The sequence below is a fragment of the Shewanella sp. 10N.7 genome, from assembly GCF_020806285.1.
Taxonomy (GTDB): Bacteria; Pseudomonadota; Gammaproteobacteria; order Enterobacterales; family Shewanellaceae; genus Shewanella; species Shewanella electrodiphila.
In genome coordinates this window covers 43,999-69,194 of the sequence record NZ_JAJGZS010000013.1, presented here as the reverse complement: position 1 = coordinate 69,194, position 25,196 = coordinate 43,999, and the positions used below count along the sequence as shown (strand labels likewise).

The 25,196-nt window shown below is 41.1% G+C and carries 22 protein-coding genes; all 22 read right to left on the bottom strand.

What is annotated here, in order from left to right; translation table 11 throughout:
• Position 1: 1 nt before the first annotated feature.
• Complete coding sequence (locus tag LMH66_RS10115; RefSeq protein ID WP_055022908.1) at positions 2–1,051, bottom strand: rod shape-determining protein; 1,050 nt, start codon at positions 1,049–1,051, stop codon at positions 2–4.
• Positions 1,052–1,340: 289 nt separating this feature from the next.
• Positions 1,341–5,936: a DUF6701 domain-containing protein gene (locus tag LMH66_RS10110; RefSeq protein ID WP_229369765.1), complete on the bottom strand. Its 4,596-nt coding sequence runs from the start codon at positions 5,934–5,936 to the stop codon at positions 1,341–1,343.
• Entirely contained in the window at positions 5,926–6,363 is a 438-nt protein-coding gene (locus LMH66_RS10105; RefSeq protein ID WP_229369762.1) for an MSHA biogenesis protein MshP, read from the bottom strand. The genes LMH66_RS10110 and LMH66_RS10105 overlap by 11 nt, the downstream gene beginning before the upstream one ends.
• Before the next feature lie 25 nt (positions 6,364–6,388).
• A complete protein-coding gene (locus tag LMH66_RS10100; RefSeq protein WP_229369760.1) occupies positions 6,389–7,234 on the bottom strand; it encodes a prepilin-type N-terminal cleavage/methylation domain-containing protein in 846 nt (281 codons plus the stop codon).
• Positions 7,234–7,809, bottom strand: coding sequence for a type II secretion system protein (locus LMH66_RS10095; protein WP_229369759.1), 576 nt, complete (start codon positions 7,807–7,809; stop codon positions 7,234–7,236). The genes LMH66_RS10100 and LMH66_RS10095 overlap by 1 nt, the downstream gene beginning before the upstream one ends.
• Positions 7,799–8,296: a type II secretion system protein gene (locus LMH66_RS10090; protein ID WP_229369757.1), complete on the bottom strand. Its 498-nt coding sequence runs from the start codon at positions 8,294–8,296 to the stop codon at positions 7,799–7,801. The genes LMH66_RS10095 and LMH66_RS10090 overlap by 11 nt, the downstream gene beginning before the upstream one ends.
• A gap of 191 nt (positions 8,297–8,487) precedes the next feature.
• A complete protein-coding gene (locus LMH66_RS10085) occupies positions 8,488–8,985 on the bottom strand; it encodes a prepilin-type N-terminal cleavage/methylation domain-containing protein (protein WP_229369755.1) in 498 nt (165 codons plus the stop codon).
• Positions 8,986–9,185: 200 nt separating this feature from the next.
• Positions 9,186–9,686 (bottom strand): type II secretion system protein, encoded by a 501-nt coding sequence (locus LMH66_RS10080; RefSeq protein ID WP_229369751.1) that lies wholly within the window; start codon positions 9,684–9,686, stop codon positions 9,186–9,188.
• 11 nt (positions 9,687–9,697) lie between these two features.
• On the bottom strand, positions 9,698–10,195 hold the full coding sequence (locus LMH66_RS10075) for a type II secretion system protein (RefSeq protein ID WP_229369749.1): 498 nt from the start codon (positions 10,193–10,195) through the stop codon (positions 9,698–9,700).
• A 167-nt stretch (positions 10,196–10,362) separates the two neighbouring features.
• Positions 10,363–10,968, bottom strand: coding sequence for a pilin (locus LMH66_RS10070; protein ID WP_229369747.1), 606 nt, complete (start codon positions 10,966–10,968; stop codon positions 10,363–10,365).
• Between the two features lie 136 nt (positions 10,969–11,104).
• Positions 11,105–11,629: an MSHA biogenesis protein MshF gene (locus tag LMH66_RS10065; RefSeq protein WP_229369745.1), complete on the bottom strand. Its 525-nt coding sequence runs from the start codon at positions 11,627–11,629 to the stop codon at positions 11,105–11,107.
• Between the two features lie 76 nt (positions 11,630–11,705).
• Positions 11,706–12,920: a type II secretion system F family protein gene (locus LMH66_RS10060; RefSeq protein WP_229369743.1), complete on the bottom strand. Its 1,215-nt coding sequence runs from the start codon at positions 12,918–12,920 to the stop codon at positions 11,706–11,708.
• A 2-nt stretch (positions 12,921–12,922) separates the two neighbouring features.
• Positions 12,923–14,677, bottom strand: coding sequence for a GspE/PulE family protein (locus tag LMH66_RS10055; protein WP_229369741.1), 1,755 nt, complete (start codon positions 14,675–14,677; stop codon positions 12,923–12,925).
• Entirely contained in the window at positions 14,674–16,050 is a 1,377-nt protein-coding gene (locus LMH66_RS10050) for a tetratricopeptide repeat protein (protein ID WP_229369725.1), read from the bottom strand. The genes LMH66_RS10055 and LMH66_RS10050 overlap by 4 nt, the downstream gene beginning before the upstream one ends.
• Positions 16,047–16,979, bottom strand: a complete 933-nt coding sequence (locus LMH66_RS10045; protein WP_229369723.1) for an ExeA family protein — start codon at positions 16,977–16,979, stop codon at positions 16,047–16,049. Before LMH66_RS10045 ends, LMH66_RS10050 begins: the two co-directional genes overlap by 4 nt.
• 24 nt (positions 16,980–17,003) lie before the next feature.
• The gene (mshL, locus tag LMH66_RS10040; protein ID WP_229369720.1) at positions 17,004–18,677 is read right to left on the bottom strand and encodes a pilus (MSHA type) biogenesis protein MshL; all 1,674 of its coding nucleotides are present in this window, start codon (positions 18,675–18,677) and stop codon (positions 17,004–17,006) included.
• 13 nt (positions 18,678–18,690) lie between these two features.
• Positions 18,691–19,011 carry an MSHA biogenesis protein MshK gene (locus tag LMH66_RS10035; RefSeq protein ID WP_420709414.1) on the bottom strand — a complete coding sequence of 107 codons (321 nt, stop codon included), beginning with the start codon at positions 19,009–19,011 and terminating at the stop codon, positions 18,691–18,693.
• Positions 18,998–19,648, bottom strand: coding sequence for an MSHA biogenesis protein MshJ (locus LMH66_RS10030; protein WP_102527432.1), 651 nt, complete (start codon positions 19,646–19,648; stop codon positions 18,998–19,000). The genes LMH66_RS10035 and LMH66_RS10030 overlap by 14 nt, the downstream gene beginning before the upstream one ends.
• Positions 19,645–20,247 carry a PilN domain-containing protein gene (locus LMH66_RS10025; protein ID WP_229369717.1) on the bottom strand — a complete coding sequence of 201 codons (603 nt, stop codon included), beginning with the start codon at positions 20,245–20,247 and terminating at the stop codon, positions 19,645–19,647. The genes LMH66_RS10030 and LMH66_RS10025 overlap by 4 nt, the downstream gene beginning before the upstream one ends.
• Positions 20,244–21,173 (bottom strand): MSHA biogenesis protein MshI, encoded by a 930-nt coding sequence (locus LMH66_RS10020; RefSeq protein WP_229369707.1) that lies wholly within the window; start codon positions 21,171–21,173, stop codon positions 20,244–20,246. Before LMH66_RS10020 ends, LMH66_RS10025 begins: the two co-directional genes overlap by 4 nt.
• A gap of 396 nt (positions 21,174–21,569) precedes the next feature.
• Positions 21,570–23,456 (bottom strand): RNase E specificity factor CsrD, encoded by a 1,887-nt coding sequence (gene csrD, locus LMH66_RS10015; RefSeq protein WP_229369706.1) that lies wholly within the window; start codon positions 23,454–23,456, stop codon positions 21,570–21,572.
• A gap of 188 nt (positions 23,457–23,644) precedes the next feature.
• Positions 23,645–24,892, bottom strand: coding sequence for a malic enzyme-like NAD(P)-binding protein (locus LMH66_RS10010; RefSeq protein WP_102527428.1), 1,248 nt, complete (start codon positions 24,890–24,892; stop codon positions 23,645–23,647).
• Between the last annotated feature and the right edge of the window lie 304 nt (positions 24,893–25,196).

The following is a 25,196-nucleotide window of genomic DNA, read 5'->3' as shown; positions in this document are numbered from 1 at the left end:
TTTAGTTCTCTTCAGAGAATAAGTCGCCACCATGCATGTCGATCATCTCAAGTGCTTTACCACCGCCTCGAGCAACACATGTCAATGGATCATCGGCAACCATCACTGGAATGCCTGTTTCTTGCATTAATAAACGGTCTAAATCACGAAGTAATGCACCACCGCCAGTTAACACCATGCCGCGCTCAGAAATATCTGAAGCAAGTTCTGGAGGAGACTGCTCAAGTGCAACCATCACTGCACTAACAATGCCTGATAATGGCTCTTGCAGCGCTTCAAGTATTTCATTGCTGTTAAGTGTGAAACTTCTTGGCACACCTTCAGCAAGGTTACGGCCGCGAACTTCAATTTCAAGCACTTCGTCACCAGGATAAGCAGTACCGATCGTATGTTTAATACGTTCTGCAGTTGCTTCACCAATCAGGCTTCCGTAGTTACGGCGTACATAGTTAATGATGGCATCATCAAATTTATCACCACCAATCCGCACCGATGAAGAATACACCACACCATTTAACGAGATAATAGCAACTTCAGTGGTACCACCACCGATATCAACAACCATAGAACCCGTTGCTTCTGACACAGGTAAACCTGCACCAATCGCTGCCGCCATTGGCTCTTCAATTAAGTATACTTCGCGTGCACCTGCGCCCATGGCAGATTCACGAATTGCACGACGTTCTACTTGCGTTGCACCTACTGGAACACAAACTAAAACCCGTGGGCTTGGACGGAAAAAGCTATTATTATGCACTTGCTTAATGAAGTGCTGCAGCATTTTTTCAGTCACATAGAAGTCAGCAATCACACCATCTTTCATTGGGCGGATAGCTTGAATGTTTCCAGGAGTACGACCAAGCATTTGCTTTGCGTCTGTCCCTACAGCAGCCACTGATTTTTGTCCGCTGCTGCCACGCTCGCCACGAATGGCTACGACAGATGGTTCGTTAAGCACGATACCTTCGTCACGAACGTAAATTAATGTATTTGCCGTACCTAAATCGATCGATAGGTCGTTTGAAAAAACTCCACGCAGCTTTTTGAACATGTGTCTAGCCTGTATTCTGTAACGTCAGAAGAAAGAAAAATCAGGTAACTTTATCAATGCAGCTCAGTTTCCACAAGACCGAACAGGTTAACAATCGCTAATCTCGGTGTTTTTTTTGCTTTATTAGCAAATTAAATCATAAGTGCATAAAAACAACAAAATAACGAGTAAAAAAACAACAGTATTTAATACTGTGTCTCCGTCAAAAAATCGTTCAAGCATATATTTTGACGATACAAAACCCAATAGGCTGCATATAATCCTTTTGGTCCACCATTATGTAACTTGTTTATCGTTTTTCACGCCAATAAATAATTCGGTCATGGCCACGATAACGCCCAAAGTACGCACTCGCCCTTGGATCATACAAAGTTGTCGACGAAGCGTTTTCCCAATTCCAATACCACTGTAGCCACTCAGGCACAATCAAAGGAGCGGTTACTTGACCGCGATAATCAGCAGCTGAACCTGTAATAATCGCATTCCACAGTAAGGTAAATTCGCCGTTAGAAAAACTGCCAGTTTGCCCAGTTCGATCGATTAATTGACCCGTTGTTAAACTGGGTTCAAATTTGTATCCCAACGACAGATCATCGACTTGACTGGCTAACGCAGGGGTTACGACTGAACAACTATCATCAGTATTGGTCACCCAAGCCAGTCCATTCCAGTATTCTGCTCTGGTTGGCATTTGTAGCGTGTCGTTTTCAGCGCCATACGTGTTGTCCATCACCACACGGCCATGACGAAAACGTTGATTTGATAGTAATTTTGCATCGCAATTACTGCCACAAGTGCCAGAGGTCGCAGCATTCATATCAGGATCTGAAACAAAGCTGTTATCACCATCGTTATCAACAACAATCAGCCCAATATCAAAGTCTTCAAAAGGCCCATCTTGGCTAGGTGCAGTGGTTCGACTTAAGCTAGCCATATAACTACTCTCTACAGTTGCAACACCCGCAACCCATGAACTTGCAGAGACGGGTAAAGCGCTCATTCGGTTACGTTTGTCGTCACCATCATCCGAATTTTCACCCACTAAAATACCGGTCGCGTATGCAAAAGCATCTTGGTAATTCTTAGTCACCTCACTGCCAATATTAAATGCAGTTATATTCATCGCCATCGAAAATGGCTGACCCATATAATTGAAAACCCCACATGCGGGAAGGACACTCACACTGCTAACAACAAATCGGTCAGGGATAAAGCGGCCTATATTGCCAGAACTTGCTTGCGGAATATCATAAAAGGTAGAACCTAAATATTCACTGGGTGCTTTCACAGTAAATTCAAATACACCCACCTCACTAACTGACTGAGTGATGGTGTTTTGGTTATTAATAGCAGCCACATGGTCGTAGTTACCTAAGCCAAGAGTGCCTGTTTCTCCAGGATTTGGTGCCACAAGATTACTGCCTAATACAATACCTGCATGAACATAATTTGGCGTGGTTAAATTGTCACAATAATCAGTGTCGCTATCAGACTCCCAAGCCATTGCTTGAACCGATAAATCAAAGTCTTCTCCGGCTTTTTTATACACATCGCAACTACTGTTTCCGCTTGCACAGCTGGCATTAGTATCGACAGGGTTTACACATAAACCAACAGGAAAACTGACAAATGGATCCGCGCCAACCATCACTAAGCCATCTTCCTCGCCTGTGCCATCGTATTGCGCATTTAACTGTATTGCGCCAGCATCGGGATAATTCACTTCAAACTCAGCGATACCACTGGCATCAAATTGAAGCGCTATAGGAGTTCGAGCGCCAATACTCGTGCCGATATCTGTTGCAGCGCCTGTTCCAGTTACCGATACACTTGAAGCTGAAATAACCGAACTCGGATTGACGTAGTCACTCCAAAAACCAACACTTTTAGTCACATTTTCAAACTGCGGCGTACACTCCAACGTCTCGGTATCTTTTTTTACGGCTGAAATACTAATAGCACCACTGGGTTTATTCGCTAACTTGTCAGGTACAGTAAAAATAAAACCGCTATCAGCAAAGTTAAAGGTACATTGCTCAGCCGTTGGTGTTGAACCAGCAACACTACATTTAGTGCTACTAAAAGGCTTAGCGCCTGGTGTTGAGCCTGTGACATCAACCGTTACTGAGCCAGCGGTATTATTTCTGAGTGATAAATTAGTGCTACCGCCACTAAAACTGACTACGTTGCCACCAACCCAACCACCACCTGTAGCGATGGTTGCAGGGCTCAAGGTCGCAGTAACAAAGTCAGGCACGGTTTGAGTACAATCTGCGTTAGCACAAGCAGTTAGAGTCATTGGCTCAGCATTACAAGTTAACGCAGAACCGGTATGAGTAAATTCAAAATGATCAATGACAACCCCCACTGGGCTTGAGTCAAGTGCACAAAACTCTATATCATCAATTTCATGCACATTGGTTGAGCCACCAGTTGAACCTGTTATTGACAAGATAAAGTCATCAGGCACTGCAGCTTGTGATGCGAAAGATAAAATATCAAACTGGGGAACGATTTCGACAAAGCCGCTGCCAGTATCACGAGAGACTGACACTAACGACTGCCCTGACACACGTGAGTCAATGACGATTCTATAACGATGATTGTCATTCTCATTGTTATCAACAGGTGGAGTTAAGCAGTCGCCAGTAGTATTAGTGGTGCCGTTATTACACGTTCCGCGCAGATATGGGTAGCCTGACGTGCCACTGCCCGAGCCACGTATCGAAACGCTTTGCTGGCGGCGTCCAATATTATTATCGCCCCCTTCTGCCGAAAAATTACCATATTCGTCAATACCAATGCCTAACCAGCCACCAGCAAACCCATCAATGCTTGGTTTATAGCCATAACCTAACGGTCCCCCTGCAGCACCTGGTTGTGGTGTTATTGATGCATCAGAAAACACCATTGCAATACCGTCAGCACCGTTGCCATCATAAGCAGAATGGTCGAACTCAATTTCAATTAAATTATCAGCAGCTGGGAATAAACGTTGGTAAGTCGTTGAAGTTGCTTGGTTGCCAGCTGCTTGAGTTAGACGAAGTTTATTACTCACGATTGAAGGAGTAAAACTGCCGCTCGAGCTCGCAGCCACCCAATCGCTCCCTAAAGAAGTACGATTAAAGTCATCAGTAAAACATTGCGAAACCGGTTCTGTTCTTTCTAGCGCAAAGAAACTGTAGTTTTCCCAGATATGTCTACGATCGTTATCTCGATAGGTATCTTCATCCACAACCATACTGACTAGATCGTTCGTCAACTGACAACGCCTTAACCAACCACCATCACCACCACGGCGATTAGTTTTACCAGCAACTAAAATTGGTACGTCAGTAAAACCCGTTAATGGGGTGGTGACGCTACATTGATATTCCACATCTCTAATTCCAGTGGTATTGAAAAAAGTTTGTGAATTTCCAAAGTGATAGTTGAGGTCCTCACCGTTTAATATCAAGGCGCCTGAACCAGAAGCAACGGTCATATAAGCGATGGTCTCATTATGTAAATTACCATTACTTAGACCTGCAGGCTGACACTCCGCACTGTTATTCCTCACTTCCGAAGTATCCATTGCTAACTCAATGCCAGTATTATTAAACTGGGAAGTGCTGGTTAACCAGCAATCATTATTACTTGTTTGCATTTGGTTCAGTAAAACATCTTGCGATGCGTCCATTGTCACGCTGATATAATTATTATTCGCCCCAATAAGCGCTAAATCATATTCGACCGAACCTGCGATAAGTTGCGTTCCATTTGATAGGTCATGTGTTCCAGGAGTCACAGCAACCCAATGCACTTCGGGCATATCGACGCTAGAAACTATATTCCCTGGTGGTTCTTGCCTTGCCCATGTAAAACCTGTTTCACTGATATTTGATAAAAATGCACTTTGAGGACCATCAGTGGTGAGTGAATTCGTTTCAGAAATTGTCGACATGATAAACACCAGCGGTGTTACACCCGTAGGAAAGGCATCATCAAAAGTCACAGAAGTCGAAGTTGCTTTGCCATATTGGATGTGGAATGGTGCTGCCGAAGAGCTACAGCTGGGCACGACCGAAATTTGATCTGCTGTATCATCAAATGTCACACTTGAGCTTCCTCCCATACTTATGTTTGAAGCGGTGATCGCCCCTGTGAGAGCTGCACTTCCCGCAATATCTGCATTTCCTTCTGCAACGACATAAGCCTCTAAGCTTGAACTCCCTTGCATTGAAAAGTTGCCATAACTGTAAAACAAAAGTTGTTCAGGGTTATTGTTCAACCCCCAATTAGTATGGCTGTAATCATTCTTAATAAAAAAACTGACCGCCCCAGAAGCTGGTAAGGTTATGTTAACGCCATCTCCTAAACTTAAAGATTCTACCCAATACTGGCCGGGAGAAAAAATTATGTTACCTGAGTTACCCGTTAGCGACTTTATTTTATAAAACCCTTCAGTATTAGAGGAAATGAACTCAATCGTACGATCCCCTCCATTACCAATAGTAATATTTTGGTACTCTCCCTCATCCACTTGAATAGTTTTATTATCCCATTCAGGAGGGCCAATATTTTCTGTACTTGATGACTCACATTGTGCAAAATCCAATCGATTTAATGGCAGTGTGGCGACGTAATTACCAGCCTTACAATCCTTAGCATTACCATTGGCAGGAACACATAGTTTTGCAGCCGCATCCCCCCCCTGAATATAATTATGAGTAGGTAGTTGACCATTAGTCGGTGCATTAATAATAAACGAGGTATTGGTGCGCATTTCTCCTAGAGAGTCTATGTTATTGACTCCTTCCAAGAAGGTATCGCTCCAATCTGCTCTGACACTATTGCTCAGTAATATCAACAGACACATTAATGAAGTAAAGAATCTAGTCTCCACGTGCTTCTACCTCCACTTGGCGATTGACTCGTAAACAATTGGTCGAAGCTGCATTTCCAGCACAATCTCCAGTTTCACACACTGCATTACTGCTTATTTGATACTGAGTAACTCCATCTACAGTAATAGGGTTACAGGTCACAGCGACAGTACAACCATGAAAACCTACTGAACTAGGTGGAGTCCAAGTGGAAGTCGCACTACAAACACCCACAGCACCTGACAGCGGAAATAATTTAGCCAACTCAGCATCTGCAGCGCTATTGGCACTAAAAAGCGCTCGAGCTCCCCACACTTCAACATTGACTGACTCATCACCATCTTCCAGCATTCGAATTAAGGTACCCGCGAGTAAAAACATCACAATCAGCACAAATACGGCAATCACCAGCGCACTACCTTGTTGCTTACGCAGCCTAGTATTCATGTGACCGTCTTTTAGTGATAAGTAATTAAGGTACATTGGTCACCTGCACTTGATGCTGATACTTGAAGGTTTCACCATTAACACTAAAGCGAGGCTCAAGGTGCACAATTGAGTTGGTCATTAAGTTTTGTTCTGTCACTTTAATTGCAGGTTCTGTAAGTAAACTATTAGTAATATTTTCAGCCATTAACACACCAGTACCCATATTCGATGGCACTGGCTGGCTTATTATGTAGCCATAATTTGAATAACGATACAAACTCACTTCAGATGAGCCTACTGGGCTTTCAAAACAATAACTAATCGGTTGATTAGCAAAGTAAATCCGCTTAATGGGGGACTGTTCAGCAAACTGAACTGAATTAGCAAATGTCAGGGTTATTCTATCCGCTGCTGAAGTGGCACTTTGCACCTCAAAGCGCTTATTTCTTGATGCTTGATAAATATCATTAACACCGCCAATACTTTCATTAGCAAGAGGATATACAATCGCAAACATGCCATTGTTAACAGTAATATTATTATCAACAATGGTGCCAGTACTCGAAGCAGAATCAGGATAAATAGGTAGTTCAAGATAACTACTACTGGCTTCTATTGGAAGCATCTCAATGCATTGAAAGGTGCCAGTGCTAGCTGTTCGGAGTCGGACACTGTTTGGCACAGAATGTCGAATGTCACGGGTCATTCGCTCTACAGCAAAGCGGCTTTGGCCTAGAACTTGATCAACAGAACTAGATTCAACAAAAATACGTGTACCAAATATAACAAAACTGCTTACACCTACTATCAGAATGCCAAGAATGATAATCACAGTGACCATTTCAACTAACGTAAAGCCAGCTTGTTGCAAACCTCTTTTACTTTTCATTAATAGTTACTCCTTACCGCTTGGTAAGTAATAACTTCCCCTGAAGGTGTTGTTACATATATGGTGATAAGCTTTTGCGCTTGGCCATTTAGGTAAGCGACTGTGACTGTCATGCCATAGTTAATATAAACATCAGCGTAGGTTTGAGTGGAATCAAGCATCAGATCTGTAATATTTAATTGGTGATAATCATCTACATCATTAAAATCATTTCGGCCTTCGCCATCAACTCCAAAATCACCTTCATCTGTACAATTCGCCCCGGGATTTAATGGTGAAGTAGAGTTACAAGCAGGGATACCACCATTAGCATTAGTATTTTCATCATAACGTTTGCCCCAAATTTCATTCATGACCGAATGCGCTAATTCAGCAGAGCGAACTCGAGATAATGTCTCAACAGCTCTATCAGCTTGAGGTAATAACATTGACGTAAGCATCACTATTGCAATGCTTAATACCAGCATGCCAATCACAAGTTCGATTAAGGTAAAACCACCCTGTGAGTTTTTAATCACGCTGTGTTGAAGAGATTTTACTAATAGGTTTCTTGAGGAAGATAAATTATAAAGCATGCACATACCCCTCAGACTCCATCGCAATATTGAGCGCTTCATCTGCTTTTACGACAAAGCACGCCCCATTGCAGCCAAGGTTAGCTCGACCTAGATTGTCAAAATCCATAGTAAAATCAGTATTACCATTACTTGCTAGCTCAATGGTTGCCCCACTACTAAAATCTTGTTTCACTTCAGTTCGAATAAGCTGTGCATCAATACAACCTGCAAAGACGTTATTAATATTATGTTGATAAGTGCTGAGTTGGTAACCATCTGAAAAAACACTAATACGATAACAACGGTCACTGTTATTTAATGCTTTTATTTGAACTTGTCTAAGCTCACTGATAAATTCATTTCGAAGAGCATGGGCACTATAGCTTGATTCAGGTAATAATTTAGGCAAAACAAACACAGCGATAATCCCTACTATTAAAATAGTAGTGACTAACTCAATGAGTGAAAACCCCAATGTATTTTTTAAACCCCGAGTTTGAAACATTCGAATGGTCAGTGCCTTTAGTAACATTTCTCTATATACAGTATGGCAAAATATAACACAAACGTCTTGATATCCTTTATTAAAAATACAATCGTATATACATAAAGGAAGTTTGTATTTTTCTGGTTACTTTTTAAATACAGATAATAAAAAAGGCCTGCAAGCAGACCTTTAAACTAGCTAAAAACTAATTAGCATTCAGAAGCAGTTGGCATTAATAAAGCATCACCATCTTCATCTTTAGCTCCACTAGTGAATATAGGTAAAGCACCTTCAGATTGAGATTCTGTATAAATGATATTACATCCAGCAGGAGCTCCTACTTGCTGAATAGATACTGCTCCGCTACTTTCCGTAATTGTCCAATCATCACTAGAAATATCAACAGCATTGATGATGTCTGTAACGGTTCCTGCAGTATAACCATAAACAACATTCAAATCAGTTCCTGTTCCTATATCGACAGTCGCCTTACCATCTGTATCACCTTTTTCTACACCAGCTAAAGCTGATTTTGAATATACTAAGCTGTTTGCACTTTGAATTGCCGCTTTTACACCTTGCAATGTAGAAACACGGGCATCACCTTGTAAATTGATGAATTTAGGTGCAGCTGTTACCGCTAAAATACCTAAAATGATAATAACCACAACTAACTCAATTAACGTAAAACCTTGCTGTTTTTGCATTTGAAAACCTTCATTAAAATAGAACAACTACAGCCCGTATGAAACAAAATATATTGTTCACGAGCTTATTCCTTTATCACAACAATTTTATCACCATTCAATATTAGCTGCGTGTTACCCAAAGCACATAAAAGCTTTTAAAACTGATATTTAGCCACAAAAAAGCCCGCATTATGCGGGCTTTTGTAGATAGCTAATAATTAACAGTTGTCGGTATCAGTTACAGATACATAAGTTGGAATCGTCGTTGGAGTTGCTTCTGTATAAGTGAAAATACACGTATCGGGCGCACCTCTTTGATATATAACAGCACTGCCAGCTGCTGGAGCAGTTCCTGCAGTCTCTGTAATAATCCAATCATTAGTTCCAGTATCCACTGCAGCAATATCGTCAAATGACACCTCTAATGCTTTCTCTAGTTCAGCTTTAGTCGCTTTCAGGTATCCATATTGTGTTGCAACAGTTACACCTGTACTGATGATTACGCTACCAGTAGCTTCTTTCTCTTCACCGGCTAACGCAGCTTTTGAATAAACTAAAGTGTTGCCACCTTGAAGTGCCCCTTTCATCCCGGCTAAAGCAGAGACACGAGCATCACCTTGTAGATTAATAAATTTAGGCGCTGCAGTAACAGCTAAAATACCTAAAATAATAATCACGACAACTAGTTCAATTAGTGTAAAACCTTGTTGCTGTTTCATAAAAGCTCCTATTAACAACCGTTATCGGTTACTACATAAGTAGGTACCGTATTTGCGTCAGCCGCTTGAGTATAAACTAGTTTGCAGGCAGAAGTTCCAACCACTTCGGTTGGTGAACCATTTTGGGTAATCGTCAAGGTAGGAGGAGTAGCAACCACAATCCACTCAGCATCTGCTGTGCCAAAGTCGGCATCAATGGCGTTATTAAATTCATCCATATCAGCTTGAAGGTAGCCAAAATTTGTCACAGCAAGTTCTTCTGCACCTATATCAACACCTTCGCTAGCAGCCCAATCAGCTATTGCTTTTTTCTCATGACCATCAATCGCCGCTCTAGCAAAAACTAAACCATTTGCGCCTTGAATAGCACCTTTGACACCTTGAAGTGATGATTGGCGCGCATCAGCCTGTAAGTTAATAAATTTTGGCGCTGCAGTAACAGCTAAAATACCTAAAATGATGATAACCACGACTAATTCAATTAGTGTAAAACCTTGTTGTTTTTGCATAAAACTGACCCTTTATTAAAATCAAAATTTGTGAATTTTGTACATCTATTATTTGTTTAAAAGTCCACTCAACATTCCATATATTGTGGTTATTCTAAGTCTATTCTCTAACAATATTTCTAACGATATTTGAGCATTAATTTGCTAATCATACTTGTTACTAAATACTAATCGTTACTGAAACTAAGTACTTGTCCTGTGCCTGGGTTGTATGTCACTCCTTTAGCACCACTCGTCGTTAAATCTGGGGCTGGAGATGGTACACCGGTAGTCTGATCTAACGTAAGTGAAGCTACTTGGTGATAGACACACAAATCTACAGCCGTCACTAATGTGCCGTCGATTGTAGTTGTTTCGCCACCAACACCTTCTAACATTCTGACGGTATAACGTTGATCGCGGGCATCCTCATTAAACAATACATTTCTGGGTGCGCTTTGTAGTACATTATCAAATACCTGCTGACACGATTGATTTGTCATCGAAGTCGCATCTGTATTTGATGTACCTGTTGGAAAGCCAAAACGCGTATCTAACGAAACAACAGTACCATCTAAAATTACCGACGTATTACGACGACCATCCACTTCCCATTGTGCTCTAACGAACCCAACAGCCGTAGCAAGTCCACCTGCAACGCCATCAACACTGGCATTTTGCGCATCTTCAGTGACATTCAAAAAGCGTGGAATCGCTGTCGCAGCTAATAAACCAAGGATCACGATAACAATCACTAATTCGATTAACGAAAAGCCTTGCTGTTTTAATTTCATAATAAGTTACCTATTTTACGCCTTACATTTGTCAGACCGTAATTACAGTCGTAAGACCATTGTTACCTAGCTAAAGCTATCCTATAAATAAATTTTAGCACCATTTATACATTTAAACATTTGTATTAGTTAAATATTAGCTCTTGCTATCAATAAAAATCACTCTTCCTGATATACCTTGATAGCTAATACTGCCACTTTGCTCTGTCGAAAAACGACAAATTTCTGTCTCATTTTGATATGAAACCGCAGCTTTTAAATCATGCAAATCACTTGCCATTAACTGTTGCCATAACTCTTTGCAGCCTTTCGAAGATGGCTCATTAAGTTGCGGCCAGCCTTGCTTTGACATCTTTATAATATTTGAACTGGTGCCAAGGCTATCTGTTTCAAGCTGTTTATTGCCTGAACCAACTGTAATATCCTCCCAGTTCAGCTTGAGCGAATCAGGTCTTCCCTGATTGAGCCATTGACTCTTTACCATTGCTAGCACATACAACATACGGCTATGCTCTAGCTCTAAACTTTTAGTGCCAATACTGTCCACACTAGAAAAATGCTTAGTGCTAATCACAGCCATTACCACCAAGACTAATGTCAGCGTAATAATACGTGCATACGTCTTCAGTAGATCGTTTTCTGACTTCTGTTGTTTTCGCATTATGCAATCAACTCAGATTTGTTAATTGCTAACTGCAATGTGGACAACAGCTTACTTTCAAAGTTCAGCATGCTCGTTACCCTTTAACCACATTGAGCATATCCCACATTGGCAAGTAAATCCCCAAGGCTAGAATGAGCACAATACAAGCCACAAATCCGATTAAAATAGGCTCTAGTTTGGCGGTTAAATTTTTAAGGTCGTAATCCACTTCGCCTTCATAGAAATCTGCTGCATCATTAAGTAATTGATCGATCTGGCCTGTCTCTTCACCCACTGCCACCATTTGCAGCACTAATGGAGTAAACAGACCGCTTTGGTTTGACACCCTAAGCATTGACTCACCCGACTCTATTCCTCGCCTCATCGCGACAATCCGATCATGCATATAACTATTATCCACGGCATCTGCAACTAGACTTAACGCTTGAGTCATGGGTACACCTGCACCCAACATCATCGAAAAACTGCGGCAATAACGTGAGAGTGTCGAGCGTTCTATAATCGAACCCACTGCTGGGATATGTAGCTTCCACTTATCCCATTGACGTTCACCCTTTTCGGTATGATGCCAATATCGTATGCCAACAATTGCTCCTACGAGTGCGACTAGCATGACATGCCAATAATTGACAAATAAGCTCGATGTCGTCATTAACAATTTAGTTGCCCATGGCAAATCAGCACCGAAGCGAGAAAACATATCGGCAAACTTAGGGATCACCATGATATTCAATATCACCATCGCAATCGTAATGGCGATGAGTACGAATATTGGGTAGCGCATGGCAGACTTAATCCGTCGGCGGGTTTCTTGTTCACGCTCTATATAACCAGAGAGCTGGATAAAAGCATCTTCCAACTTACCGGTATTCTCACCCACATGAACCATTGAAATAAACAATGAATCAAACACATCTTGATGCTGGTTCATTGCAGCCGACAGAGGGCGGCCCGATGTCAATTGTTCAGATATATCATTCAACGCATCTTTCATTCTTTGTGAATGCGTTGTTTCTGCAAGGCCTGCAATAGCACGCAAAATTGGAATACCAGAGCGAGTCAATGAGTACATTTGTCGAGTGAAAATTTGTAACTCTTCTAGCGACACTTTACTCGCGAAAATACTGCCAAGCTTAAAAGGTTGAGATTGTTTCACTTCACGCAGTTCGAGAGGAATGATGCCGCGAGACATTAACGCATCAGCCGCACTACTTTCATTAGCTGAATCAATAAACGCTTCAACTGATGCGCCTTGATTATTTCGTCCTCGATACTGGTAAGTCGGCATGATTACACCTCAGTTCCACTATTACTGGACATCGCTTCTGCACCAGGTATTTCGCTGACGTCTTCAACTAGTTTAGCCACTTCTTCAATGGTAGTCATACCATTGTATAAATACTCAAATGCTGAATCAGCTAATGGCACAAACGTCGGGCTTTGTTTCGCCGCATGAGCAAAATCTTGTGGATTACCCGTACGCATGGCATCAACCATGGCTTCATCAAGCTCTAAAATTTCAAAAATACCAATACGGCCACGATAACCAGAGCCATTACAACTTTGACAACCAGTGCCTATTTTGTAGGTTGCAGCAGTGAAGTCTTTTTTGGCGACAGAATTAATCCAAGCCAATTCAGCTGAATTGGGTTGGTGACTTGTCATGCAGTTCGGACATACCCGTCGAACTAATCGCTGGGCAATAATCACCCGTAGCGCGCTTGCGACAAGATAACTCGCTGCGCCCATATCAAGTAAACGCAATGCACTGGTAATGGCGTCATTGGTATGCAGAGTCGATAATACAAAGTGACCCGTTAATGCGCCTCGAAGACCAATTTCAACTGTTTCTTGGTCACGCATCTCACCTACCATGATGATGTCGGGATCTTGACGTAAGGTGGTTCGCAGTACATTCGAGAAATTTAAACCAATTTTATGGTTAACTTGCACTTGGTTAATACGTGGCAGTTGATACTCGACCGGATCTTCAACCGTAATAATCTTGGTGTCTGGCTTATTGAGCTCGCTCAAAATACCGTACAAAGTCGTGGTTTTACCGCTACCTGTAGGTCCTGTCACTAGCAACATACCGTGAGGGCGCTTAATTTGTTTACGAATTCGCTGCAGGATATGATCTGGCATACCTGTTTCATTCAATGTCAATAAACCCGCGGATTGATCGAGTAAACGCATTACCACCGATTCACCATGATATATCGGCATCGTCGACATACGAATATCGATCTTATGACCTTTAATTTCAATATGAAAACGACCATCTTGCGGCATACGTTTTTCTGAAATATCCAACCCAGCCATCAGCTTTAATCTTAATACTAACGCCGAGGCAATATTGACTTCATCAAGGGTGTTCTCATGCAGCTGACCATCAATACGTTGACGGATCCGCAGCACTTTTTCACCAGGCTCAATGTGAATATCTGAGGCGCGCATTTGCACTGCATCTTCAAAAATAGATTGCAGTAGCTTAACGACTGTCGTTTCATTGTCGCTATCACTGTCAGTAATACTCGCCAAATCAAACATGTCATCAGCGGCGTACTCTTCTTCTAATTCACCCGCAATTTTGGCAATTTCACCCGTACGGCGATACAAATTATCGAACGCATCTAATAGTTGCTGTTCAGGGGTAACCGCAATGGTAATTTTTTTAGGCGCGACAAAGACTTCTAAGTTATCGATGGCTTGTAAGTCAGCAGGATCACTCATCGCCAATGTAACCGTATCAGCGGTGGCTTCAACCACTAAAGCACGATAACGACGAGCTTGTACTTCAGGAATAAGGTTAACGACTTCAGTCGGTATCGACAGTCGACTAATATCTAAATAAGGTAAGTTTAACTGCTGAGATAAGAACTTCAGTAACTGATCTTCAGTAATACAATTCAAATCAATCAAGGTACGACCAAGCTTTTTACCTGAATTACGCTGCTCAGAAAGGGCTTGGGTTAACTGATCGTCAGTAATAATGTGTTCTTGAACGAGAAGATCGCCTAAACGCATTTTCAATTTTGGTTTCATTGGCTACCTCCAAGTTGAATTAATCGTTGTTCTATATAAGTCATAGCGCCAGTTGACAGTCCTCGATAAGACAAAGCTTTTGTATATGCATCTGCAGCTTGCGAATATTGCTGCTGCGAATCTAGCGCGTAGGCCAATCCCATCCACCAGCGTGCTTGAGACGGCTCAATGGTTATCAGCGAGCGATATGCTGACTCAGCCAGTTCATAACGGCTATTCTTTTGGGCAATATCACTTTGTAAAATCCATTTATCTCTAGCCCAGTCGCTGTTATCACTGATAGCTTCTAGTGTATCTAGTGCTTTCATAGGGCTAAATGAAGCATTTTCAACCTTGGCTTTTAAAATGGCCAATTCAATTTCCTCAGGAAATTGTTGCACCCCTTGAGCTAAAATTTGTTCAGCTCGGCCTAAGTTATTCAACGCATAATACAAAGACGCTAATTGCTTTCTGGCCTGATGCATTGAAGGCTCAAGTATTAGTGCTTCATAGTAATACTTTACCGCTTTATCTATTTTCTGTTGCTGCTCAGCGACCTCAGCAATTTCAAATTTCTTTTGCGCTAACTCAGCATCTGTCAGTACCACTTCCTTTACTGCCATGACACCTTTATTACTGCTTGTTGTTGCAGCATTCGTGTTAGAGACAATAGCTTGTTCTGCTTTAGAGGACTTAGCAGCGCGGCTGTTACTCCCTACATCTGCCTTTACATCTTCAACGATTGTTGAGGTACGTGTATTCTGCGCAAACCTGACTTTCACCGAACCGTTATCTTTTTTCTGTGAAGATGGTATGAATAAGTTTGTTTCAATAATTGAAGCCATTTTGGAATCAACTTTTACCACGGGTTTATTCGCCTGTGGTTCAGCTTCTACCGCTACAGTTTGCAAATCCTGAGTTATTGCTAAATCAGTTTCAGCTACATCTGCGCTCACCTCAGACTCTCCGTTAAAGTCATTGTCAGATTTAGCTAAGCTATTAGCTGTTTTATTAATTTCAACGCTATGGCTTTCATTGTCTGTTATTGGGTCTGTTGGGTCGTCACTCGTGAGTGTACCTTCATCGACTAAACCTGCTGTGAGCGGTTGCTCAACTTCTTTTACTTGTGTTGCTTCAGCCAGTGGTTGTAAGTTTTTTAGCTGTACGCCTTGACGATAAAACATAAACCCAATCAGGAATACAGCAATGAACATAACAATCGACATATACATCCCTTTTCGGGATGACTGCTCATCAGAAGCATTAGCTTCTATTTGGCTAGTAAACTGCACCTCTGGTTTCACAAAGCCAGAATCGGACGTTTCTCCCGTCGTTGATGCCGAGTGTTGCTTTTGTTTATCAAGGTCTTTTAAAACTTTATTAATAACGCTCATATTGACTCTCTTAACGTCGATAACCAGTCTGCATTAGTAACCCATAACATGACCAGTGAAGCGCCTATGATTAATAAAATGTATAACCACCCTCTATTTTGCACTGATGTCGGCAGTGGCTCTGCATCCTCTGTATCGACAATGGCTGCTTTACAATGCTTAGTGAGTACTTTATTACCGCCTTCAGCAAAACAAAGTAATAAGGCTTTATTAACGATCACATTCACCAAGCGTGGGATGCCTCGCGCGGCACTTGAAATCAACTTGATATCTTTATCGCTAAACAGTGCTTTGCCACGATAGCCTGCAATAGACAGGCGATAATCAACATAAGCTTGGATCTCATCCCACAACAAAGGGCGTAAGCTATAGCTAAAAGTAATCCGCTGTTTTAATTGACGTAATTGACTGTCTTGCAACCTATTATCTAATTCAGGTTGACCAAACAACACCACTTGAATCAATTTAGTGCTTTCAGTTTCTAGGTTAGTAAACAGTCTTAATGTTTCTAAACTCTCATTGGGTAGAGCTTGGGCCTCATCCAACACCAAAATGACTTTTAGCTCTTGGCGATTAAGCTCTAGTAAACGGTTTTGAATTAATCCAGTTAATTGCTGCTGGTTAATATTATCTTGTAACAAAATTCCTAACTCTGTCGCTAATGCCCAACGTAATTCATCAGGATTTAGATATGGATTAGGAACATAAGCACATTGATAATTTTCGGGTAACTCATTCAGTAGCTTACGGCAGATAAGGGTTTTTCCTGTCCCTACTTCACCGGTTACTTTTATAAAGCCTTCGCCATTTTCGATTGCTGTTTGCAAAACCTGTAATGCCTCAACATGAGGCGTTAACCCAAAAAAGAACTGCGTATTTGGGGTTAATGTAAACGGTAATTGATTTAGACCAAAATGCTGTTGGTACATGGCAATCCTTAACGGTACTAACCGTTACTCCTGCTCGGGGTACCAACGGTCTAGTAAATCTTTAGAGCGTTGTAATTCATTACTCCAGGTATCAGCACCTACCACTGTCGGCTTTAGCATGATGATAAGTTCTGTTTTAACCGTCGATTTACTGCGATTGGTAAAGGCTTCTCCCATAAATGGAATGTCACCTAACAATGGGACTTTTGATACCACTTCAATATTTTCACTCTTCATTAAGCCACCGATCACCACAACATCACCTGAAGACGCTTTAATCACGGTATCAGACTCACGAATTTCGCTTTGTGCCAACGGTAATTCAAGGCTAGAGCCACTGACTTTAATTTCTTTAATTTGTTCTGATACATCAATCACTGATGGGTGCACATGAAGTAATACATTGCCGTCGGCATCAATTTGCGGCGTCACATCTAATGCAATACCTGAAAAGAAAGGGGTTAATTCCACTTGAGGAGTGGTGACTGGAGTCGTGCCAGCTACAGTAGTTGACGATACGTCTGTGACAAAATACTCATCGTTACCCACTTTAATAACCGCTTTTTGGTTATTAGATGCGGTAACACGAGGGCTCGAAAGTACGTCAACATCACCTTGGGTGTCTAGTAAGCTAATCATGGTGCTGAAATCGGTGCCTGTTAAACTAATTGACGTCACACCACCAATTACATTCGTAATTGAATCGCTTAAACCCGAACCAGGAGAAGTACCAAAGTTAATATCAGTGCTGCCAGCATGGCCTAAGACGTTATCCCATTGAATACCTTGCTGATAGCCATCAGATAGAGTCACTTCTAAGATTTTAGCTTCTAAAATAACTTGGCGCTGAAGATGTGTTTCAGCCTTGGTTAAAAAGGTACTTACTTGACGTAACTCATCAGGATAGGCCCTAACAGTGACTAAGCCCGCTTGCGGGGTAACAACCACTTGGCGTCCACCACCAGTATTACCAATAATAGACACTAAGGTTTTTTCTAGCTCACCCCAAAAGTTGGTTTTGGTTGTTGAGCGAATAAAAGTGCCATTGGTATTATCATTATTGTCATTATTGCTACTGCTATTTGAGCTACTGCTATTTGAGCTGCTGCTATTTGAGGAATTGTTATTCGAGTTCGAATTTGAGTTGTCATTACCGTCAGAGATACGCCCTGAGCTGACCGAAGTCAACGATAGTCCTTCACGCTCCATATACAAGTAATTTAGAGGGTAAGTTTCTGTGCGCATCCCTGATGGGAAAATACGTAAAATGCGCCCTTCTCGGCTAACCTCATATCCATAAATATCTTCAACAACTTTAATCACTTCAGAGAGTGTTACACCATTAAGAGAAATTGAAATGGTGCCAGTCACATCAGGATGGACTGCAACACTTAACGGCGTGCCCTGAACTAAACTTGGGAAAAACACTTTTGCCTCAACATCGTTCGCTGAAACGTCAAAACGACGCTCTTTTGGCAATGTTGGACTTGTGCTGCCTAATAAGCTTGAACCATTGAGCTCACGCTGAACATCTTCAGGCATTTGCGCAGGTGGAGGAATGATATTTTTTGCTGTTTCTGCTTCAGCCAATGATTGACTTAATTCAGATTTAGCCGTCGTAGGATCTGGTCTATCTGTAGTTTGGCAACCAAGTAAACAAAGAGATAGCAGAGGGGTCACATATTTGATTAAATTCATTATTATTTTTGTCCTATCGCTCTGTTATCGATTGAAATAGTTTAAGTTTTCTTCCGTCAGATAAATTGACATAACTCTTTCCGATATATTCAATTCTTATCCCATCAATGCGGTCACCAACAAATACAATCTTATTATTAATGACGGCATGTGGCTTGGCACTATTTACAATGCTATTAAGCACTAATGAATCTGCCCGTTCGCTATTACTGGAAACGGTGACATACCCTTGCCCAGGTAAGGTCGGATCCCTTAACACTTTGGCATCAGCAACCTGACTCACCGCAGTTAGGCTTAATACAAGGAGTATAAACATCGGTTTATTCTGCAACACTGATAAACTCCTTATTAATACTCAAGGTATAAAGTTCAATTTCAACCGTCGCATTTGGATGTTCGTCAACGTGGTAATTAAGGCGTTTCCAATATAACTTATCTGGCATATCTTCAATTGCTTCAACAAATTTTAGAATTGAAAAATAGCTGCCTTCTAAGGTCAATTTAATACCGTGACTGTAAAGGTTCATTTTGTGTTCTTCACCCACCTGTAGTAGAGGTGTCGGTGCGATAGAAGCAAACGATTGTAATTTTACCCCTTGAACATGCCCTAACAGATTTGTGAGTACTGTCGGCATATAACTCGCTGGAACCATTGAAACCATTTGTGCATCTAAATCAGCATCAATTAATTGAGTTTGTTGTTCAATATGGCTTAAACGATTACGGAAATCAGTATTAGGATCCATCGCTAAACGTTGCTGATATAAATCAATCTGTTGTCTTGAAACGTCATTTTCCGCTTCAATTTGAACAAGCTGTCTTGAAAGTTTTTGCCTTTCTTTAAATACGCTCTCAACGGGTAGATAAACGACCATGCCAATAAGTACTAGCGCTGCAACAGTAATGAGTACACGCTCTCGCTGGCTTAGCACATCGAACTTGGATTCTAATTGTTGCCAAAATTGTTTCATTGTTTAGCCTCCACTTCAGGAGTGCTAGATAATTTAAAGGCTAACGGTTGCGATTCACCACGGTTCATCGTCATGGTCGAAAAAGCATAACCTTTGAGCGTTTCTGTATGCTTTAAAGCCTCAACCCACTTAGGGATACTTTGGGGTTTAGAACCAAAGCCTTCAAACTCAAATCGCTGTTCGTTTACTGCTATGTGGCTAAGCCATACAGAGCCATCTGAAACACTCGCCAAATCAGTCAACAAACTTGAATAGCCGCGACTGATGACATTATCTCTTTGGTTTATTTCAGTAGATAATAGTTTTTTCAATTCTAAACGCTGCTGCTCTAGTTCGACTCTTGCAACTAGTTCAGGCTCTGGAACACGCGCAGAAACTTGTAATTCTAGTTGCTGCTTTTGCGTATCTAACTGCTGTTTTTCTGTTGATACCTTAGCCCTGTCAGCTTCCACATTCGAAACCAACCAATAGCCAAGCATCCAACTCACAAAGCTGACAACAAGTAATCCCGCCACCATCATCATCATTCGTTGAAATGACAGCCTTAATTTTGCAGGCAGTAAGTCAGCGCTATATAAGTTAATTGTGGTTTTTATCACGCAGCACCTCGCGTTAACGCTTTGAAAGCCATCATGGCTAGATGCTCAGTCACCGACTCATGGTCAGTGGTACTGACTTTTTGATTAAAATTCTGCGCCACTAATGGCACCAATGCTTGAGATTCACCGCCGATTAATAAATCAATAGAACCAACAGGCGCTTGCCTTAATTGGCTTTCGAAATAGTCCATTGAACGTTGAATTTCGAGACTTAAATTATCAGCTAAACCATATTGTAAGTCGGCGGCAGTGGCTTTATCGATTTGAGCAAAACCTCTCACTCGACGCTGCATGAATAATTCACCTTCTCTAACCACTGTTAGCAATAAATCATGTTCAGGTACGTGACTTACCACCATATGGGTTGAAGCATCATCAAACAGCAACGGCATTGCTAGTTCTTCAATGCTAATACCTTCAATGGTAAACCCATGTTGTTCGCAAGCTTGAGCCAATGTCGACAATTGCAATTTATTTGCGACAACGACATTAATTTTGCCAGTGGTTGTCAGCGATGATTCAAAGTAATCCAATTGAATATTAGTCACAGGCTCTGTCGCTAAATCTTTTATCGACCATAATAATGCCTGGCTTAATTCATTGGCTTCTACATTGGGTTTATCTGCCACAATCAATTGATAAAACGATTCACCCAATACAATTTTCAGCTTTGCATGACCGAAAATATCTTTTATCTCGGCAAATGCTTCTGTCCAATTCTCACCATTAAAGGCTATTTTTTTAGTAATCCCTGATATATCCGACTTTGTTTGATTTTGAGTTTCTAGATCAGAATCTTGCTCATCTTCAGTTTTAATTTCGCCTTGATATACACAGATCGAGTCCGCACTGATATACAACCCAAGTTCAGTAGATGCTTGAGTTTGGCGCCAGAATGTCAACTTACTTAAAAAACCATTTTTCATTCAAAAACCTGTGCCTTGATAATCAGCGAAGATACGATATAAAAATAAAAAATATCCGCTATAAAAATGTAACGATGACGCTTTCACTTAAACCAGATACACCAACAAGTGTGTAACAGAAAGAACAGTTAGCATTAAAAAGCATGTCAAAAAAATATCGTATGACATATTAACCGCTAATCACTTAATTTTATAGAAAAATAACAGCAATGAAAGTGTATACACTTAAGATAGAATGTTATTTGTTAATTCTCAAGATCCAAAGCCACAACAAGGTCACAACCTGACACACTATTAGGTTAATAAGTTGTATAAATTGACGCGGTAGATGATTAATACAAATCTTGTACCAATCCAGTATTAGATTGGCATTTAAAGGTAAGCAGGATAGGAGGTTTATTGGTTAAAGTAATCGCCTTGAGCTGCACTTACACCTAAAATCTTCAAGGTTTGCCAGTCTTCAAAACGGCTCACACCTTCAGCAAAAACCTGCACTTCAGCGCGATATAGCCCCCCAATGAGGCTTCTAATAAATAGTTGGTTTTCGGATTTCAGATGGATTTGATGAATTATAGAGCGGTGTAATTTGACTAAGTCAAAGTGACACTCTTGAATGTAATGCGTGCCAACCACTTGCAGCCCAACATGATCAACACATAGCCTCGCTCCTATTTTGCGAAGCAAATTCAAATTTTCCATCAAATCTTGTTGATGCTTAACCACAATATCTTCTGATACCTCAAATATCAGCCGCGAGGCAAGATGTCGCTGTTCCATTAACGTGGTTCTTAACCAACGAATGAAAGCTCGACTGGTTAACGAGTCATAACTCAAATTGATACTAAAGCTGTCTTTGTTGTGTGCCATAAGCTCAAATAGCACGGTTTCAATCAACTGCCTTTCAATTTGCGGCATTAAGCCACACTTATTGGCCATAGGGATAAACAATGTCGCCCTAATTTCGTTACCTTGATTATCAATCGCTCGGCTAAATACTTCTTTATGACAAGCATGGCCATCACTGTCGATAACATTCTCAGTTATCGCTACAAAGCGGCGGTTAACTAAAGTGTTTTCTAAAAAACTTCTCCAGCGAACAGAGCCCTTGGCAATCTCTTTATCCACTGCGCCTTTATCGTACATAAACCAATTATTGGTCCGTTGTAGTTGCGCAGCTTTAAGCGCCATATCGACTTCTTCAAGCACCTGTTCCTGCATGTCGCCAGCTTTATAAAATGCAGCACCTAAATGAACATAATTATCTTGTGTATCAGATTGGTTTTTTAGTTGGCTAATACCTAATTTTAGCAGTTTGTTCGCTAAGGTATCAGCTTCAGCTAACGAGGCTTGAGGCACGACTATTGCGAACTGATTAAAGTCATAACGAGCGAAAACAACATCCTCATAAGGTTGCAGTAATGTACTGATGGCTTGAACTAAATCATTCAATTGTTCATTGATAACTTCATCCCCCTCTTGCTGTTGCAATAGGTCTAAGTCATCAAAGTTAATTAGCATCACAGCACCATGGGCAATCATACAGTTGTGATGGGTTAAGGCTTCAAGCCTATTTTCAAAAAAAATGCGATTGCCAATGCGGGTGCTAGGGTCTAAAAAGGTTTTTGAGCGAATAAACTGATCAAAGCGTCCACGCTCTTTTTGCGCATCTTGTAATTGCTCTAACAATTTGGTCATTGCACGATTAATTAATCTCGGTCGGCCATTACCCGCCGCACTTAACGCCTCGGCATGTTTACCATCTAGAACCAGTTTACTGCGCTGCGCTATCTGCTCAATACCATCCAATTCATGTGTAAACCATCTCAATCCATAACGAACAAAAAGCCCGATTGCCACAAGTGATACAAGCATAATTAAGAGTTCATACCAACCTAATTGATGCAATAAATACGGTTGCGGCAACTTAAGTTCCATTGCTGTATCCGCTTTGGGATCAATAATGTGCTTGTATATGGTGGGATTGTTTTGCGGTGTTGGCGAGTAATACTCAAATACGATGTCATCGCCTTGAGTTAGCTTGAAACTGTTTGCGTTGTAAGCAATTAAAATCGGAGGTAGCCAAGCGTGTAAATCCCAATGACTATCGGGTTGGTAATGTTGTACCAGCATCGTCTCTAACTGGGTCACTTTTTGCTGTTGAAATTTGTATGTCAGTTGAACAAAGCTAACTAATGCACCAATAAAGAAAATAGCACCAACCGCAGTCAATGATAACAGCCAAAAACTGGTTAACTTTGTAGTCAAAATTTTGGTTAACTTCATTTATCGGCGTCCTGCTATAAGCGCAATTCGATCTATCATATTTAACGATTGGTTAGCGATAACATCCACTTAACTGAGATTGATTATTCAGTAGCAGCTAGTAAAACGCAAACTCTATCTGTTTTAGATTAATTGTAGATACAAAAAAAGGGCTAACGCCCTTTTCTCTCACTGTGCCGTGCTATTACTTATAGCTTATATTCAGTAGGAACAGTATTGAGCACTGCGACACCTGAATCGATTGCAGCTTGAGACACTGCACTGGCAATATTTTTCAATAAACGTGGGTCCATTGGTTTTGGTAGCACATATTCAGGGCCAAAACTCATTGAATTAACATCAGGGTAAGCTGCTAACACTTCAGCAGGAACAGGCTCTTTAGCAATCGCTGCTAACGCCTTAACCGCAGCAATTTTCATTTCATCGTTTATTTCAGATGCGCGTACATCTAATGCACCTCTAAAGATGAAAGGAAAACACAACACATTGTTCACTTGGTTAGGGTAATCACTGCGGCCAGTGCCCATGATCAAGTCACTGCGAGTCGCGTGTGCTAATTCAGGCTTAATTTCAGGGTCAGGGTTTGAACATGCAAAAATAACCGGATTAGGCGCCATCAAAGCAATATCATCAGCGGTTAATAAGTCTGCACCCGATAAACCTAAAAATGCGTCTGCATCTTTAATCACATCTTGTAGAGTGCGTTTATCCGTATTATTAGCAAACAATGCTTTATATTCATTAATGTCTTCACGACGGGTATGAATCACACCTTGTCTATCAAGCATATAAACATTTTCGCGTTGCGCACCACATTTTACCATCATGGTCATACACGCAATCGCTGCAGCGCCAGCACCAAGACAAACAAAGACGGCATCTTCGATTTTCTTGCCTTGAATTTCTAACGCATTGATCATACCTGCAGTTGTCACAATCGCAGTACCATGCTGATCATCATGAAAAACAGGCACATTACAACGGGCAATAAGTTCACGCTCAATTTCAAAACATTCAGGGGCCTTGATATCTTCAAGGTTAATCCCGCCAAACGTATCAGCAATCGATTCAACCGTGTTAATGAAATCAGCAGTGGTTCTGTGCTTCACTTCAATATCTGTCGAGTCGATATTGGCAAAACGTTTGAACAATAATGCTTTACCTTCCATAACAGGCTTTGATGCTAGCGGACCTAAGTTACCCAGCCCCAAAATAGCGGTACCGTTAGAGATAACTGCAACAGTATTACCTTTATTGGTATATCGGTAAGCATCATCAGGGTTCGCCGCTATCTCTCTTACTGGCTCAGCAACACCTGGACTATAGGCCAGCGACAGGTCATGACTCGTTTGAGCGGGTTTAGTAAGACTAACTGCAGTTTTACCTGCAATTGGAAATTCATGATAATCGAGAGCTTGCTGGCGAAAGTCAGACATTTTATGTTCCTGAATGAGGCAATTTATACTGCGAAATAAAGTTAAATTCAGTCAAAACACCCAATAAGCAAAATACTAAGAAAGTATCACAAGGAGCTATTAAGCGCTTTGGCAGGCAGTATAAATGAAAATTTAACAAAAGTTATCTTTAATCAGCAGAATTTAATCAAGTCATAATTTTTCAAGCTTAAATTAATCATCACAATAAGAATCAAAGACTTAAAATTGTAGAAAAATAACAAGATTTGACATAAAAAAGCGGAAATAGCTTCATAAAGTTACAAATAGTTTGCCTAAATAACAA